Origin of the sequence: Serinicoccus profundi (assembly GCF_008001015.1) — a bacterium.
Classification (GTDB): Bacteria; Actinomycetota; Actinomycetes; order Actinomycetales; family Dermatophilaceae; genus Ornithinicoccus; species Ornithinicoccus profundi.
This window is the reverse complement of sequence record NZ_CP042862.1, coordinates 2,771,198-2,785,896: the sequence shown is the minus strand read 5'-3', so window position 1 is coordinate 2,785,896 and position 14,699 is coordinate 2,771,198. Positions and strand designations below refer to the sequence as shown.

Below are 14,699 nucleotides of genomic sequence, written 5' to 3'. Positions count from 1 at the left end.
CGGTGCCTCAGTGCGGCCGGTGCCGGGCCACCGCGAGGACCCGGGCGTCGTCGCCCAGGTCGCTCATCGTGCAGGCGAGCACTTCGCCCTTGTCCATCGTCGTCCCGGTGAGCCGGGCCAGCATCCGTCGCTCCGCACGGTCCATGCCGGGGTCGGCACGGTCCAACAGGGTGGCGACGATGTCGGGGAGCAGCGGCCCGTGGGTGCACAGCGCCGTCCCGACCCCGCGCTCCAGGACCCGCCGCAGGTGCCTGCCGAGCGCGCCCGGGTCGTCCTCGTAGCCTTCCTCCGACAGCCCCTGCTTGGTCCGCAGCCGCAGGCCGGCCGTCTCGGCGAAGGGGGCGAGCGTGTCGACGCAGCGCACCGACGGGCTGCTCACCAGGCGCTCGGGGGCATACGCGGCGACGAGGTCGGCGATGCGGTGCCGGGCCCGGCGGCGCCCGGCGCTGCTGAGCGGGCGCCGCGGGTCCGGCCCGGACCACTCGCCGCGGGCGAGGGCGTGGGCGTGGCGGACCACGAGCAGGGTCCAGGTGCTCAGCCGGTCGCTCGTGTAGTGGTCGACCACCGCGGCGAGCTGCTCGTGGTCACGCTCATAGGTCAGCCGCCGCCCGGCGAGGGTCGGTGAGAGCCACGCCACCTCGTCGACCTCGTGCTCCAGCGCGCCGGTGTCGTGGAGCACCTCCCCGGCCCAGTAGTGCACGAGCTTGTCGGAGCCGCTGGCCAGCTGGTAGCGGGACGCCGGCAGGGGCGCGAGGAGCCGCACCCGCAGCCCGGTCTCCTCCAGCGTCTCGCGCACCGCGGCGACGGGGAAGTCCTCGCCGCGGTCGAGCTTGCCCTTGGGCCAGGACCAGTCGTCGTAGTGGGGGCGGTGCACCAGGGCGACCTGGAGGGTCCCCTCCTGGACCCGGACCGGGAGCACCCCGCCGGCGCGGACCACCGACGGGCCGGCGCCGCTCATGCCTGCGCGTCTCCCGCGGCATACATGACGTCGACCGCCGAGCGCTCGAAGCCGAGGCGCTGGTAGGTCGCGATCGCCGGGGCGTTGTCGCCGTCGACGTAGAGCGTGACGTCGTGCACGTCGCGGGCGCGCAGGTGCTGCAGGCCCAGCAGGGTCACCGCGGTGCCCAGGCCCCGACCCTGGTAGTCGGGGTCGACGCCGACGACGTAGACCTCCCCGGTCTCGGGGTGGTCGGTCTCGACCTTGGTCCAGTGGAAGGCCGCCACCCGCGCCTGGCCCTCCGGGTCGACGTCGGTGGTGTCCTCGACGACGAGGAAGCCCGAGGGGTCGAACCACGGCTCGTGCTGGCGGTCCTGCAGGTCGGCCAGGCTCATCCGACCCTGCTCGGCGTGGTCGGCGAAGGCGCGCGCGTTGACCGCGAGCCACGGCTCGTCGTCGCTGCCGACGCGGTAGGGGCGCACCGCCAGGCCCTCGGGCAGCTCCACCCGGTCGGGCAGGTCGGCCCACTCGCCGGCCAGCGGCCGGGACATCTGCCACAGCTCGCGCACGACCCGCAGCCCGCGCGAGGCATACAGCGTGCGGGCGTCCTGCAGGTCGCCGTGGCTCCACAGCCGCACCTGGGGCCAGCGCCTCAGCACGTGGTCGAGCAGCGCGCCGCCCACCCCGAGGCGCCGGTGCTCGGGGTCGACGACGAGCTCGGCGGACGGGGCGTCCGGGTCGCTGGTGTCGACGTGGCCGTAGCCGATGACCGGGCCCTCGGGGCCGTTGCGGACGACGAGGTGCACCCCCGTCTCGTGGCTGGAGACGCTCTCGGGCAGGCGGCGCGCCTGCAGCACCGTCTGCTCGGAGAGCGGCTTGACCCCGTCGTGGCCGGCCGCGCGGACGGCGAGGGCGAGCACGTCGCCGGAGACGCGTCCGGGCAGGGCGGGAAGCTCGTCGATGTCGGGACGTGGGCGAGGTCCGGGCATGGGGGTCAGTCTGGCACGCAGCTCAGCGATCTGTGCTGCGCGACCCGGTGAAGCGGTAGCCGACGCCGCGGATCGTCCCGATGAGCGACTCCCGCTCGGGCCCGAGCTTGGCGCGCAGGCGACGGATGTGCACGTCGACGGTGCGGGTGCCGCCGTAGTAGTCGCCGCCCCACACCTGCTGCAGGAGGATGTCGCGGGTGACGACGCGGCCGGGGTGCTGCACGAGATAGCGCAGCAGCTCGAACTCCTTGAAGGTCAGGTCGAGGACGCGTCCGCCGGCGCGCACCGTCCAGCTCGCCTCGTCCACGACGACGTCCGCGACCTTGATCGTCTCCGGCTGGTCGTCGCCGTCCGCCGCGCCCGAGGGGGCGGGGGACGCGCCGGTATGCCGGGGGCCGCGGCCGAGCGCGAGACGCAGCCGGGCCGCGAGCTCGGCCGGGCTCGCGGTGGACACGACGAGGTCGTCCATCGGCCACTGGTCGTCCAGCACCGCCAGCGCGCCGTCGCCGACGACCGCGAGCACCGGCACGTCCAGGTCGAGGGTGGCGAGGGAGCGCAGCACGCCGCGCGCCTGCACGAGGTCGGCCGTGGCGTCGACGAGGACGAGGTCAGGGTCGCCGTGGCTCACGAGCGCACCGAGGTCCATGCCGGTGACCGACACGCGGTGCGGGAGCAGCGAGAGCCCGGGCAGCACGAGCGCCGCCGAGGCGCTGTCGGCGGGGCGCGGGGTGAGCAGGACCAGGTCGGCCACGGACCAAGGATAGGGACTGGGCCTGCCTGCGGCGTCCACCAGCGCCGGTGCGGCAAGATGGAGGTATGCCTCAGCCCACCTCGAGCGCGCGGGTCGCGGATGCGCCCACGCCACGTCTCGTGGGGGTGCTGGCGATGCTCGTGTGCGTCGTCTCGGGGTTGCTGGCGCTCGCGGCGCTCGCGGCGCCGTGGCTGCTGGCGATCACGCTGGGGGTGTGCGCCGTCATCGTGGCGTGGGGCTGGTCGGGCACCGTGGGCCTGCCCTCACCGCGCGGCACGGTCGGGGTGCTGCTCGTCGGCGGGCTCGCCCTGGTCGTCTCGGTGGGCGTGCGCGACGAAGAGCCGTGGCTGGGGTGGGCGCCGGCCGCGCTGGCCCTGGCGATGATCGCGGCCTTCCTCCACCAGATCCTGCGCCGCGACGGTCGACCCCGGGTGGTGCAGTCGGTCAGCTCCGTGGTCCTGGCCCTGGCGCTCGTGGGCTGCGGGATCCTCATGGTCCCGGCGAGCCACACGGCGGTCGGGATCGCGCTGCTCCTGGGTGCGCTCGCCGCCGCGAGCGTCTCGTCGATCACCGACCTCGCGGGTCGCTGGTCGGGCCTGCGCGGGTGGCTGCTGGCCCTGGCCATGCTCGGTGGCGGGGTGGGCTCCCTGGCGGTGGCCCTGGCCCTCGGGGCGAGCCCGGCGACGTGGCTCCTGCTCGGGGTGGGAGCCGGGGCTCTCAGCCACGCGATGCGCGCCGTGCTCTCCCCGCTGCCGCCGTTGGCGCACGCGCGGCCCCGCCTCGTGGCAGCAATCCTGTCGGTGCTCGTCGTCGGGGTGGCGCCCTACCTCGTCGGCCTGGCCTTCGAGCCCAGCGCCTTCCCGGGCTGAGCGCGGCCCAGCCGGCTCAGACGCGCTTGAGCTCGGCCGACATGTAGGACTGCATCTCGTGGCCGTGCGCGGTCATGTCCATGACCCACATGAGGTTGCTGTTGACGTAGCCGTAGAGGCGCTGAGCCGCGGCATACTCCGGCGCGGTGGGGCTGCGCACGATGCTGTCGGTGGCGACCTCGACCTTGGCCTGGCCGGTCTTGCCGTAGTAGAGCTCGACGACGCCGGTGGGGTGGGCGAGCAGCAGCTCGACGTCACCGTCGGGCTGGGGGCGCCAGTAGCCGGTCTCCACCGCGAAGAGCTCCTCCTGGTTCCCCTGCTCGTCGAGCAGCCAGGTGCGCGAGGTCCAGTGCAGGAACGGGCGACCGTCGTGGGTCACCTCGACCTCCTGGCCGAAGTTGCGGGACTCCATCGTCGGGTAGCCGACGACGCCGGCCCCCGCCCAGGTGCCGAGCAGCCAGGCCAGCGGGGCGTTGTCGTGATGCATGGTCGGGTCGAGTTCGATGGGCACCCGACCATGGTAGTCAGCCGCCGAAGCCGCTGCGGGGGGACACCGGGTCGGTGTAGTCCTCCATGGTGTCGTTCTGCAGGTGCTGGGAGAGCACGTCCATCTGGTCGGAGGCCATGAGGACGATCGACCCGGCGACGGGGTGCATGTCGATGCCGTTCCACGGCGCCGTCTCGAAGAAGATGTCGTCGCCGCGGACGCCGCGCATCGACAGGCCGAGGTCACGCATCTCGCCGACCTGCAGGTCGGCGTCGACGGTGAGGTTGGTGGTGGCGGCGTCGACGAAGCTCGCGAGGCGGGCCGGGTTGGTGATGGTCTCCCGCGACAGCGCCTTGGTCATGATCGCCTTGATGAAGGCCTGCTGCCGCTGACCGCGCGAGATGTCGCCCTGGGACAGGGCATACCGCTCCCGGACGAAGCTCAGGCCGGTGGCGCCGTCCATGTGCATGACGCCCTCCGGGAAGCCGGGGGAGGCCTCGGCGACATCGACGTCGACGCCGCCGATGGAGTCGGTCATCGCCTGGAAGCTCTCGAAGTTGACGATGACGACGTGGTCGATCGGCACGTCGATGAGCGGCTGCAGGGTCTGGACCAGCAGCGGTGCCCCGCCGTAGGAGTAGGCCGCGTTGATCTTGGAGGACCCGCCCGTCCCCGCGATCGGCACGAAGAGGTCGCGGGGGAAGTGCACGAGGTCGACGCGGTCGCGCTCGTCGTTGATGTGCATGAGGACGATGACGTCGGAGCGGCCGCGCTCCACCGACAGGTCGCGGCTGTCCGAGCCGATGATGAGGAAGTTCATCGCCTCGCCGGCCTCCGCCGGACGCTCGGGCGTGGTCGCGACGAACTCGCTCTGCGGGACCTCGATCTCTTCGCCGTCCTCGCCGACGATGGGTGCCGTGCCGTCGTCCTGGTCGAGCTGCTCCTCGCCCGTCTCGCCGTCGGTCTCGACCGGGCCGTCGAGGTCCACCGAGCCGTCGGCGTCCGCGTCCTCTCCGGGCTGGTTGGCTCCGGTGCGGTCAGGGGAGATCGTCACGACCGCGTTGTCCTGGGCGTTGAGGTCCTCCCGCTCGATGTTGCCCTCGACGGTGCGCTGGAGGTAGAACGCGTAGCCGCCCAGCGCGATGACGCCCACGAGGGCCAGCAGGCCGATGCCGAGTGCCAGCGCCCGGAACGGGTGGCGACGCCTGCGGGTGCGGGTGCCCGTCGGCCCGGCGTGGGGTGAGGTGGTCTCTGACGGCATGGGCCGGATTGTATGCGCCCAGGCTGCGCGTCCGGTGGGATGACGGGCGCGTACCGTGGACCGGGCAGACCCCCCGAGGAGGATCAAGACGATGAGCGTGCTCCTGGAGCGCCCCGGTGCCGTCGAGGGCACCGGCCCGGACGCCGGTGTCGCGTCGCACTACGGCAACCCCCACCGTGAGCAGCGACTGCTCGCCGAGGGCCTGGCCGTCGTCGACCTCTCCCACCGCGGGGTGGTGACCGTCACCGGGCCGGACCGGCTGAGCTGGCTGCACTCGCTCACCACCCAGCAGCTCCTCGACCTGCCGCCGCGGACGTCCGCGGAGACGTTGATCCTCTCGCCCAAGGGCCACGTCGAGCACGCGCTGCACGTCGTGGACGACGGCGAGACCACATGGATCACCACCGAGCCGGGCGCCGCGTCGGCCGTGGCCGGGTGGCTGGACTCCATGCGGTTCATGCTGCGGGTCGAGGTCGCCGACGTCAGCGAGCGGTATGCCGTGCTCGGCGAGCCGGTGGCGCGCGAGTCCGCGCCCGGCGAGCCGCTGGCGTGGGTGGACCCCTGGCCCGGGCCGGTCGGCGACACCTTCTGCTACGGGCCGGAGGGGGAGGAGCACCCGGGGAGCGGGCGTGCCTGGCGCGAGCTCGTCGTGCCCCGCGACCAGCTCGCGGAGGTGGTCGGTGAGCGCCCGCTCGCCGGCACCTGGGCGGCCGAGGCGCTGCGGGTCGCGGCCTGGCGGCCGCGGGCCGGGGTGGACACCGACCACCGCACGATCCCGCACGAGCTGGACTGGCTGCGCACCGCCGTCCACCTGCACAAGGGCTGCTACCGCGGCCAGGAGACGGTCGCCCGGGTGAAGAACCTCGGACGCCCGCCCCGTCGCGTCGTCTTCCTGCACCTCGACGGCTCGGGTCACGTCATACCCGAGGCCGGGACCGAGCTCACGCCGCTCGAGGGAGGCCGCGCGGTCGGGCAGCTGACCAGCGTCGCCCGGCACGCCGACGACGGCCCGATCGCCCTCGCGCTCGTCAAGCGCAACCTCGACCCGACCCTCACCCTGCTGGCCGACGGCACCTCCGCGGCGCAGACGGTGGTCGTCCCCGGCTGACGGCATACCCGCAGCCCCCCAGCCTTCCGGACCAACGCACCCGAGCCCGGACCAACGTCGGCCTAGCACGACTGTCATCGGCAAGTTCGCCGATGACAGTCGTGCTAGGCCGTGGTCGGTCCCGGTGGGGGGACGGGGAGGCGGCGGCCGGGGCCCGGGGTGGCAGCGCCCGACCTCATACCGGCTGGCAGGATCGGCCCATGCCTTCGCAGACGCAGACCTCAGGCTCGCCGCTCGCCACCGCTCCCGTCGTCGCCGAGGTGGTGCGTGGCGGCTTCGTGGAGTCCGTGCACCACGGAGTGGTCGCGCTGACAGGCCCCGACGGCTCGCTCGAGCTCGCCGTCGGCCCCGTGGAGGCGCCGATCCTGCCGCGTTCCTCCCTCAAGCCGATACAGGCGATCGCCATGCTGCGGGCCGGGGCGCGGCTCGAGGGCGAGCTGCTCGCGCTGGCCTCCGCGAGCCACTCGGGCCAGGAGCGGCATCTGGACGGTGCCCTGCGCATCCTGGCCTCGGTGGGTCTCGACGAGTCAGCGCTGCTCAACACCCCCGACCTTCCGCTCGATGAGGAGGAGCGCCGCCGCTGGACCCAGGCCGGCAACCCCGCGACGTCCCTGGGGCAGAACTGCTCGGGCAAGCACGCCGGCATGCTGGCCGCCTGCGTGGCCGCCGGGTGGGACACCGCGACCTACCTCGACCCCGAGCACCCGCTGCAGCGCCTGATCGTCGAGGTCGTCGAGGAGTTCACCGGCGAGCCCGTCGCCGTCGCGACCATCGACGGGTGCGGCGCGCCGGCCCTCGGGGTGTCCTTGACCGGCCTGGCGCGCGCCCTCGGCCGGATCGCCGCCGCGCCGGAGGACAGCGAGGCCGGCCGGGTCGCGGCCGCGATCCGCTCGCACCCCGAGTTCCTCGGAGGCACCGGCCGGGACGTCACCGACCTCATCACCGCGGTGCCCGGTCTCATCGCCAAGGACGGCGCCGAGTCGGTGTATGCCGTCGGCCTGGCCGACGGTCGCGGCGTGTCCGTGAAGATCACCGATGGCGGCGAGCGGGCCCGCGTGGTCGTCACCACGGCGGTGCTGCGCCGGGCCGGGGTGGAGCAGGCGGGGCCGGAGGTCGCCGCCGCCCTCGACGCGCTGAACGCCCGGGCCGTGGTCCGGGGTCACGGCCAGCCCGTGGGCGCGGTCCGCGCCGTCCTGGCCGAGGACGACGCGTGAGAGCAGTCCTGCAGCGGGTCACCCGGGCGCAGGTCACGGTCGAGGGCGAGGTCGTGGGGCGGATCGAGCGGCCAGGGCTGGTCGCCCTGGTCGCTGCGACCCATGACGACGGGTCGGCCGACGTCGAGACCATGGCCCGCAAGATCGCCGAGCTGCGCATCCTGCGCGACGAGCGGTCCGTCACCGAGGCCGGCGCCGCGGTCCTCGTCGTGAGCCAGTTCACCCTCTACGGCAGCACGCGCAAGGGGCGCCGGCCCTCGTGGGGCGATGCCGCCCCCGGCCCGGTCGCCGAGCCCCTGGTCGACGCTGTCGTCGAGGCGCTGCGCGGGCGCGGGGTCGAGGTCGCCACGGGGCGCTTCGGCGCCATGATGGAGGTCGAGATCGTCGGGGACGGGCCGTTCACGGTGATCGTCGACACCTGAGTCCGGCGCCCAGCCCCGCCCCAGCTCGCCGTCTCGCCCGCAGCGCGCCCCCAGCGTCTGCGCGTAGGCTGAGGACATGCCAGCCATCTACGAGGCACAGAACCTGTTGCAGGTCGTCGTGGGCGTCGCCGTCTTCGCGATGATGCTGTGGGCGCTCATCGACTGCGCCCGGACCCGCGCCGACGCCTTCGTGGCGGCGAGCAAGCGGACCAAGCAGTTCTGGCTCCTGCTCACCGGCGGGGCGGCCCTCATCGGCTTCATCTTCATGTTCAACCCCTTCAGCATCTTCAACGTCATCGCCGTCGTCGCCGCCGGGGTCTACCTCGCGGACGTCCGGCCCGCGGTGAAGTCGGTCCAGGGCCGCGGTGGCTCCACCACCCACATGGGGCCCTACGGCCCCTGGTGAGTGCCGACCCCAGCGTTCTCGCACCCGAACCGGCTGGCCCGGGAACGAGTGACTCCTGGGTCTATGTCGTCACCGACATCGAGGTCGACGGTCCGCACCCGGGCCCGAACTCCCTGCGCTCCTTCGCCTCCGTCGCCATGACCGCCTCCGGGGGCGAGTGCGGGAGGTTCGAGGCGGTCCTCGAGTCGCTTCCCGGGGCAGCGCCGAACCCCGAGACGTATGCCTGGTTCCAGACCGTCCCAGAGGCCTGGTCGGCCTGCACCACGGGTGCCCGACCGGTCTCCATCGTGCTGGATGACTACGTGCAGTGGCTGCGCGAGCTGCCGGCCCCCCGCACCTTCGCCGCGTGCCCCCTGGGGTTCGACGGGACCTGGATGGACCACTACCTGCGCCGCTTCACGCCCTACGGGCTGGCCCAGGGCCCCTACGAGCGCGACCGGATCTTCCACGGGCCCGGCCTGTGCATCGCCTCCTTCGCCGCCGCGCGCCTTGGCCGTGCGCCAGGGGGCTTCGAGCCTTCCTCCCTCGACCCCCGGCTCCTCGGCGACGTCCCGCACACGCACCGTGCTATCGATGACGCCGTGGGCTACGCCCACCTGCTCCGGACGTTGCTCACCGGATAGTCCTGGGCCGGATCGTCTGACACGAGGTCGTCGACCGCGGTGGCGGTCGACGCTTCACCCGGGGGCCACGGCCGACCAGTCCACGGTCAGCTCGCCGAGCCGCCACCGGGAGACGCCGCCGTGCACCGGCCAGCCCTCCTCCCGCAGGGCGCGGGCGGACGCCACGAAGCGCTGCCGGGCGCCATAGCTCGCCATCGGCGCCGACCTGGCCCACGCCGCGTCGAGCGCCGTGAGGAAGGTATGCACCCGCTCGCCCGGCAGGTTGCGGTGGATCAGCGCCTTGGGCAGCCGCTCGGCCACGACCGAGGGCGACTCCATCCCGGCCAGCCGCAGCGACAGGGTGAGCGAGCGCGGCTCGGGGCGGCCGTCGGTCCCGCGCCGCACGTCCACCCAGGTCGCCAACCGCCCCAGCTCGTCGCAGGTGCCCTCGACCAGCACCCCGCCCGGCGCCAACCTGTCGACCACCTGCTCCCACGCCGGCGCGACCTCGGGCTCGGCATACTGCCGCAGGACGTTGAACGCCCGCACCACGGTCGGCTGCGCGCCGACCCCGAGCGAGGAGGGCAGCGGCACCTCGAAGCCCCCGAGCACGAAGTCGACCGCCGGCGGGTCGGCCAGGTCGAGCCCACGCGCCACCCGATCGGGGTCGATCTCGATGCCGACGAGGCGCACGTCGGGCCGGACCCGGCGCAGCCGGTCGGCCAGCTCCAGCACCGTCACCGGCGAGGCCCCGAACCCCAGGTCGACCACCACCGGAGGCGCGGGAGCGGCACGCAGGAGCCCGCCGAGGGCATACCCCATCCAGCGGTCCACCTTGCGCAACCGGTTGGGGTTGGTCGTCCCGCGCGTCACCGTGCCGAAGACTCTGCTGCGGCGGGCGGGGCGGGCAGGCACGGGACCACCCTAGGCGCCACGGTCGGTCGGACCCGCGTGCCAGACTGCCCGGGTGAGCACGACAGCCGCCGACCCACCGGTCAACCGGGTCGCGATGATCTCGCTGCACACCTCACCGCTGACCCGCCCCGGCACCGGTGACGCGGGTGGTCTCAACGTGTATGTCGTCGAGACCGCCACCCGCCTCGCCCGCCGCGGCACCGAGGTCGACATCTTCACCCGGGCCACAGGGGCGGTGCGCGAGAGCGTCGAACTCGCGCCGGGGCTCGACGTCACCGTCCACCACGTGCCGGCCGGCCCGTTCGAGGGCGTGCCCAAGGACGACCTGCCCGGGCACCTGTGCGCCTTCGCCGACGACCTGTCGCGGCACGTCGCGGGTCTTGCCGAGGGGCACTACGACGTCATCCACGCGCACTACTGGCTCTCCGGGCAGGCGGGCGGCCTCACCGCCCGCCGCTTCGACGTGCCCCTCGTGCAGACCATGCACACCATGGCTCGGGTCAAGAACGCCGCCCTCGCCGCCGGCGACACCCCCGAGCCGCAGCAGCGGGTCGAGGGGGAGCAGGAGCTCGTCGACGCCGCCGACGCGCTGGTCGCCAACACCCCGGCCGAGGCCCGTGACCTCATCGAGCGGTATGCCGCCGCGCCCGAGCGCGTGCACGTCGCGCCTCCCGGGGTCGCCCTGGAGACCTTCCGCCCCGGCGACCGCGACGCCGCGCGGCGGGAGCTCGGCCTGCCGCCGGACGCCGTGGTGCTGCTCTTCGTCGGCCGCATCCAGCCGCTCAAGGGGCCCGATGTGCTGGTCCGCGCCGCGGCCGAGCTGGTCCGCCGCGACCCCGGGCTGCGCGACCGGCTCGTGGTGTCGGTGCTCGGCGGGCTGTCCGGCTCCGGCCTCGCGGCGCCGCAGGCCCTGCAGCGGCTGGCGGTGGCGGAGGGCATCGAGGACCTCGTGGACTTCGGCCCGCCCGTCTCCCGGGCGGAGCTCGCGCAGCGGATGGTCGCGGCGGACCTCGTCGCCGTGCCGTCCCACAACGAGTCCTTCGGTCTCGTCGCCATCGAGGCGCTGGCCTGCGGCACGCCGGTCGTCGCCGCGCGGGTCGGAGGTCTGCCCCTCGCGGTAGGCGAGGTGGGCGTCCTCGTGGACGGGCACGACCCCGGCGACTGGGCGAGCGCGCTGCAGGGAGCGCTCCACCGGCTCGAGGACCCCACCGAGCGCGCCGCATGGTCGGCGCGTGCGGCCGAGCACGCCCAGGCATACTCCTGGGACCGCACGGTCGACGCCCTGCTGGAGGCCTATGCCGCAGCGGTCGACGCCCGCGCCCACCGAGGAGGACACCATGGATGAGGCCGCCCAGGCCCAGCTCCGCGAGCACCTCGACGCCCTCGGGGTCGACTGGGAGGAGGGCACCCGGGCCGGCGAGACCGTGGTCGCGCTGCCGGGGGAGCGCAAGCTGCGCACCGTGCTCTCCCTCGTCGTGGGGCAGCGTGCCGTGGAGCTGCGCGCCTTCGTCATCCGCAACCCCGACGAGAACCACGTGGCGGTCTACCGCTACCTCCTGCGACGGGCCCTGCGTCTGCCGGGCGTGGGGTATGCCGTGGACCGCAGCGGCGACGTCTACCTCACCGGGCGCGTGCCGCTGGCCGGGCTCGACGAACAGGTGCTCGACGAGCTGCTGGGTGCAGTGGTGGCGGCCTGCGACGAACCCTTCAACGAGCTGCTGCGCCTCGGCTTCTGGACCTCGATCCGACGCGAGTGGGCCTGGCGCCTCGACCGGGGGGAGTCGACGGCCAACCTCGAGGCCTTCCGCGCCGAGCTCGAGGCGCACGACCGGCACGAGGGTCCGCCACCGGCCCGCTGATCGGTAGGGTGGGCGCCATGAGTGAGGCCGCATACACCCTGATCCTGCTGCGCCACGGCGAGAGCGAGTGGAACGACAAGAACCTCTTCACCGGCTGGGTCGACGTCGACCTGACGCAGACCGGTCACGAGGAGGCGCGTCGCGCCGGTGAGCTGCTCCGGCAGGAGGACCTGCTGCCCGACGTGCTGCACACCTCCCTGCTGCGTCGCGCCATCACCACCGCCAACACCGCCCTCGACGTGGCCGACCGGCACTGGATCCCGGTGCATCGTCACTGGCGCCTCAACGAGCGCCACTACGGCGCGCTGCAGGGGCTCAACAAGGCCGAGACCCGCGACAAGTACGGCGAGGAGCAGTTCATGCTCTGGCGCCGATCCTTCGACACCCCGCCGCCGCCCATCGAGGACGACAGCGAGTTCTCCCAGGCCGGGGACCCGCGCTACGCCGACCTCGGCGACGACCTGCCCCGCACCGAGTGCCTCAAGGACGTCATCGCCCGCATGCTGCCCTACTGGGACGACGCGATCGTGCCCGACCTGAGGGCGGGCCGGACCGTGCTCGTCGCCGCGCACGGCAACAGCCTGCGCGCGCTGGTCAAGCACCTCGACGGCATCAGCGACGAGGACATCGCGGGGCTCAACATCCCCACCGGCATCCCGCTGCTCTACGAGCTCGACGCCGACTTCTCCCCGCTCACCCGTGGTGGGCGCTACCTCGACGCCGACGCGGCGGCGGACGCCATCCAGGCGGTCGCGGACCAGGGCAAGAAGTAGACCCCCGGGGGGCTTCGCCCCCGGGCTCCCCCCACCGGCCTCCGGCCGGGAGTCACCTGCCTCGATTGCGTGCGGTCCGGGTCAGGTGGTCTCGAACTTGTAGCCGAGCCCGCGCACGGTGACGATGTGCTGGGGGTTGGACGGGTCCGGCTCGATCTTGGCGCGCAGCCGCTTGACGTGGACGTCGAGGGTCTTGGTGTCGCCGACGTAGTCGCTGCCCCAGACCCGGTCGATGAGCTGGCCGCGGGTGAGCACCCGCCCGGCGTTGCGCAGCAGCATCTCGAGCAGCTCGAACTCCTTGAGCGGCAACGAGACCGACTCACCGCCCACCGAGACGGTATGCCGCTCGACGTCCATCCGGACCGGCCCGGACTCGACGGTGGAGGGGAGCAGCTCCTCCGGCTCGCTCAACCGGCGCAGCACCGCCTTGATGCGGGCGAGGAGCTCACGGCCGGAGTAGGGCTTGGTGACGTAGTCGTCGGCGCCCAGCTCGAGGCCGACCACCTTGTCGACCTCCGAGTCCTTGGCGGTGAGCATGATGACCGGGACGCTGGAGCGCTGTCGCAGGGCGCGGCACACGTCGACGCCGGACATGCCCGGCAGCATGAGGTCCAGCAGCACGAGGTCGGCGCCGTTGCGCTCGAACTCGGCCAGCCCGTCGGTGCCCGTCTCGGTGACGGTGACCTCATACCCCTCTTTCTCGAGCAGGTAGGACAGCGGGTCGGAGAAGGACGCCTCGTCCTCCACCACCAGGATCCGGGTCATGGGTGCACCTTTCCTCGAGCAGGACGGTCCGCCGTCGCGGCGGTGGGCGGGGTGTCACCGTGCGCGGGGTCCGGCACCTGCGCCGGACGTCCTCCACGGTAGGGAGCGGGGGAGCCGATCTCGCGGGTGTCACCGACGGCGGCGGGGAGCTTGAGGGTGAAGGTTGAGCCCTGCCCCTCCTCGCTCCAGACCGAGACGGACCCGCCGTGGCCGGCGCTGATGTGCTTGACGATCGACAGGCCCAGACCGGTGCCGCCGGTGCGGCGGGACCGGGCCGGGTCGACGCGGTAGAAGCGCTCGAAGATGCGCTCCTGGTCCTGCGCCGAGATGCCCTTGCCCTGGTCGGAGACCGAGACCTCGACGACGTCGTCGACCCGTCGGGTGACGACCCCCACGCGGGTCTTGTCGGCGGAGTAGGCGATGGCGTTGGTCACGAGGTTGCGGATGGCGGTCGTCACGAGCTCGTGGTCGCCGTAGATGCGCAACGTGTCGCGGCGCCCGGCGGGGGCGGCCACCACGGTGCGGCCGCCCGCGACGACCCGGGTCTGCTCGACCGCCTCCGCCGCGCAGGCGGCGACGTCGACGAGCACCATGTCCGCGAGGAGATCGCTGGCCTGCAGCCGGGACAGGTCGACGATCTCGGCGACCAGCCGGGTGAGGCGCTCGGACTCGACCTTCATCCGCCCGGCGAAGCGGGCGACCGCCTCGGGGTCGTCCGCCGCGTCGGCGATCGCCTCGGACAGCAGCGCCAGCCCGCCGACAGGGGTCTTGAGCTCGTGGCTGACGTTGACGACGAAGTCGCGGCGCACCTCCTCGACCCGGCGGGCCTGGGTGCGGTCGTCGACGAGGATGAGCGCGAGGCCGTCCCCGAAGGGCGCGACCCGCACGGCGAGCAGCACCTGGCCCGAGGCGAGCGGGCCACGGAAGAACTCCAGCTCGGCCTCGCACACCTGCCCCGTGGACAGGACCTCGGCGACGAGCTCGCGCAGACGGGTGTTGACGAGGTCGTCACCCCGGACCAGCCCGAAGGCCAGGGCGGCTCCGGTCGCGACGTGCACCCGGGCCGAGCTGTCGGCGACGATCGCCCCTGAGCGCAGCACGGCGAGCACCTGCTTGGCGCCCTCCGGCACGACGTCGACCTCGGACTGGCGGTCGGGGTCGTGGGCAGGGCGCCCGGCGGATCGACTGAGCGACCACACCAGCGCAGCCAGGAGCAGGCCGAGGGCGAGCCCCAGGAGACCCGCGGTGAAGGGGTTCACGATGACCAGCCTAGGGTCTTCTGGTGACCACCTCGTGCACCATCGGTGCACCACGAGCACTGGATACGGGGGCCGGCTGGCC

The 14,699-nt window shown here is 73.5% G+C and carries 17 protein-coding genes; 9 read left to right on the top strand and 8 right to left on the bottom strand.

The features are described from left to right. Window positions 1-7 precede the first annotated feature (7 nt). From FA582_RS12940 to FA582_RS12930, 3 genes are read right to left on the bottom strand one after another with little or no spacing between them, the layout of a single operon-like run. Complete coding sequence (locus FA582_RS12940; RefSeq protein WP_010149028.1) at window positions 8-958, bottom strand: NUDIX hydrolase; 951 nt, start codon at window positions 956-958, stop codon at window positions 8-10. After that, window positions 955-1,926, bottom strand: a complete 972-nt coding sequence (gene mshD, locus FA582_RS12935; protein ID WP_010149029.1) for a mycothiol synthase — start codon at window positions 1,924-1,926, stop codon at window positions 955-957. Before mshD ends, FA582_RS12940 begins: the two co-directional genes overlap by 4 nt. 22 nt (window positions 1,927-1,948) lie before the next feature. Continuing rightward, window positions 1,949-2,677, bottom strand: coding sequence for a winged helix-turn-helix transcriptional regulator (locus tag FA582_RS12930; RefSeq protein WP_010149030.1), 729 nt, complete (start codon window positions 2,675-2,677; stop codon window positions 1,949-1,951). 65 nt (window positions 2,678-2,742) lie between these two features. Between FA582_RS12930 and FA582_RS12925 the strand changes: the two genes are divergently transcribed. Beyond that, window positions 2,743-3,546 carry a hypothetical protein gene (locus FA582_RS12925; protein ID WP_010149031.1) on the top strand — a complete coding sequence of 268 codons (804 nt, stop codon included), beginning with the start codon at window positions 2,743-2,745 and terminating at the stop codon, window positions 3,544-3,546. 16 nt (window positions 3,547-3,562) lie between these two features. Here the strand turns inward: FA582_RS12925 and FA582_RS12920 are convergent, their stop codons facing one another. Together FA582_RS12920 and FA582_RS17235 are read right to left on the bottom strand one after the other, a co-directional pair. Then, window positions 3,563-4,057 (bottom strand): heme-binding beta-barrel domain-containing protein, encoded by a 495-nt coding sequence (locus FA582_RS12920; protein ID WP_010149032.1) that lies wholly within the window; start codon window positions 4,055-4,057, stop codon window positions 3,563-3,565. A 13-nt stretch (window positions 4,058-4,070) separates the two neighbouring features. Next, window positions 4,071-5,294, bottom strand: a complete 1,224-nt coding sequence (locus FA582_RS17235; RefSeq protein WP_010149033.1) for an LCP family protein — start codon at window positions 5,292-5,294, stop codon at window positions 4,071-4,073. A 91-nt stretch (window positions 5,295-5,385) separates the two neighbouring features. On the opposite strand from FA582_RS17235, the gene ygfZ reads away from it, so the two are divergent. The 5 genes from ygfZ to FA582_RS12890 all read left to right on the top strand — a co-directional run bounded on the left by ygfZ (window position 5,386) and on the right by FA582_RS12890 (window position 9,067). Further along, window positions 5,386-6,402 carry a CAF17-like 4Fe-4S cluster assembly/insertion protein YgfZ gene (gene ygfZ / locus FA582_RS12910; RefSeq protein WP_010149034.1) on the top strand — a complete coding sequence of 339 codons (1,017 nt, stop codon included), beginning with the start codon at window positions 5,386-5,388 and terminating at the stop codon, window positions 6,400-6,402. 200 nt (window positions 6,403-6,602) lie between these two features. Beyond that, complete coding sequence (locus tag FA582_RS12905; RefSeq protein WP_010149035.1) at window positions 6,603-7,616, top strand: asparaginase; 1,014 nt, start codon at window positions 6,603-6,605, stop codon at window positions 7,614-7,616. Further along, window positions 7,613-8,038, top strand: a complete 426-nt coding sequence (gene dtd, locus FA582_RS12900) for a D-aminoacyl-tRNA deacylase (RefSeq protein ID WP_010149037.1) — start codon at window positions 7,613-7,615, stop codon at window positions 8,036-8,038. Before FA582_RS12905 ends, dtd begins: the two co-directional genes overlap by 4 nt. A 76-nt stretch (window positions 8,039-8,114) precedes the next feature. Continuing rightward, window positions 8,115-8,444 (top strand): DUF2516 family protein, encoded by a 330-nt coding sequence (locus tag FA582_RS12895; protein WP_010149038.1) that lies wholly within the window; start codon window positions 8,115-8,117, stop codon window positions 8,442-8,444. Further along, a complete protein-coding gene (locus FA582_RS12890) occupies window positions 8,441-9,067 on the top strand; it encodes a 3'-5' exonuclease family protein (RefSeq protein WP_010149039.1) in 627 nt (208 codons plus the stop codon). The genes FA582_RS12895 and FA582_RS12890 overlap by 4 nt, the downstream gene beginning before the upstream one ends. A gap of 54 nt (window positions 9,068-9,121) precedes the next feature. Here FA582_RS12890 and FA582_RS12885 read toward each other — a convergent pair whose 3' ends face one another. Further along, window positions 9,122-9,919 (bottom strand): class I SAM-dependent methyltransferase, encoded by a 798-nt coding sequence (locus tag FA582_RS12885; protein ID WP_010149040.1) that lies wholly within the window; start codon window positions 9,917-9,919, stop codon window positions 9,122-9,124. A gap of 94 nt (window positions 9,920-10,013) precedes the next feature. On the opposite strand from FA582_RS12885, the gene mshA reads away from it, so the two are divergent. From mshA to FA582_RS12870, 3 genes are read left to right on the top strand one after another with little or no spacing between them, the layout of a single operon-like run. Further along, window positions 10,014-11,306, top strand: a complete 1,293-nt coding sequence (gene mshA / locus FA582_RS12880) for a D-inositol-3-phosphate glycosyltransferase (protein WP_010149041.1) — start codon at window positions 10,014-10,016, stop codon at window positions 11,304-11,306. Next, on the top strand, window positions 11,299-11,820 hold the full coding sequence (locus FA582_RS12875) for a YbjN domain-containing protein (protein WP_033229412.1): 522 nt from the start codon (window positions 11,299-11,301) through the stop codon (window positions 11,818-11,820). The genes mshA and FA582_RS12875 overlap by 8 nt, the downstream gene beginning before the upstream one ends. A 17-nt stretch (window positions 11,821-11,837) precedes the next feature. Then, window positions 11,838-12,593, top strand: a complete 756-nt coding sequence (locus FA582_RS12870; protein WP_010149043.1) for a phosphoglyceromutase — start codon at window positions 11,838-11,840, stop codon at window positions 12,591-12,593. Window positions 12,594-12,674: 81 nt separating this feature from the next. Here the strand turns inward: FA582_RS12870 and FA582_RS12865 are convergent, their stop codons facing one another. Both FA582_RS12865 and FA582_RS12860 read right to left on the bottom strand, forming a co-directional pair. Next, window positions 12,675-13,358 carry a response regulator transcription factor gene (locus FA582_RS12865; RefSeq protein WP_010149044.1) on the bottom strand — a complete coding sequence of 228 codons (684 nt, stop codon included), beginning with the start codon at window positions 13,356-13,358 and terminating at the stop codon, window positions 12,675-12,677. Then, on the bottom strand, window positions 13,355-14,617 hold the full coding sequence (locus FA582_RS12860) for a sensor histidine kinase (RefSeq protein WP_010149045.1): 1,263 nt from the start codon (window positions 14,615-14,617) through the stop codon (window positions 13,355-13,357). Before FA582_RS12860 ends, FA582_RS12865 begins: the two co-directional genes overlap by 4 nt. Window positions 14,618-14,699: the final 82 nt, after the last annotated feature.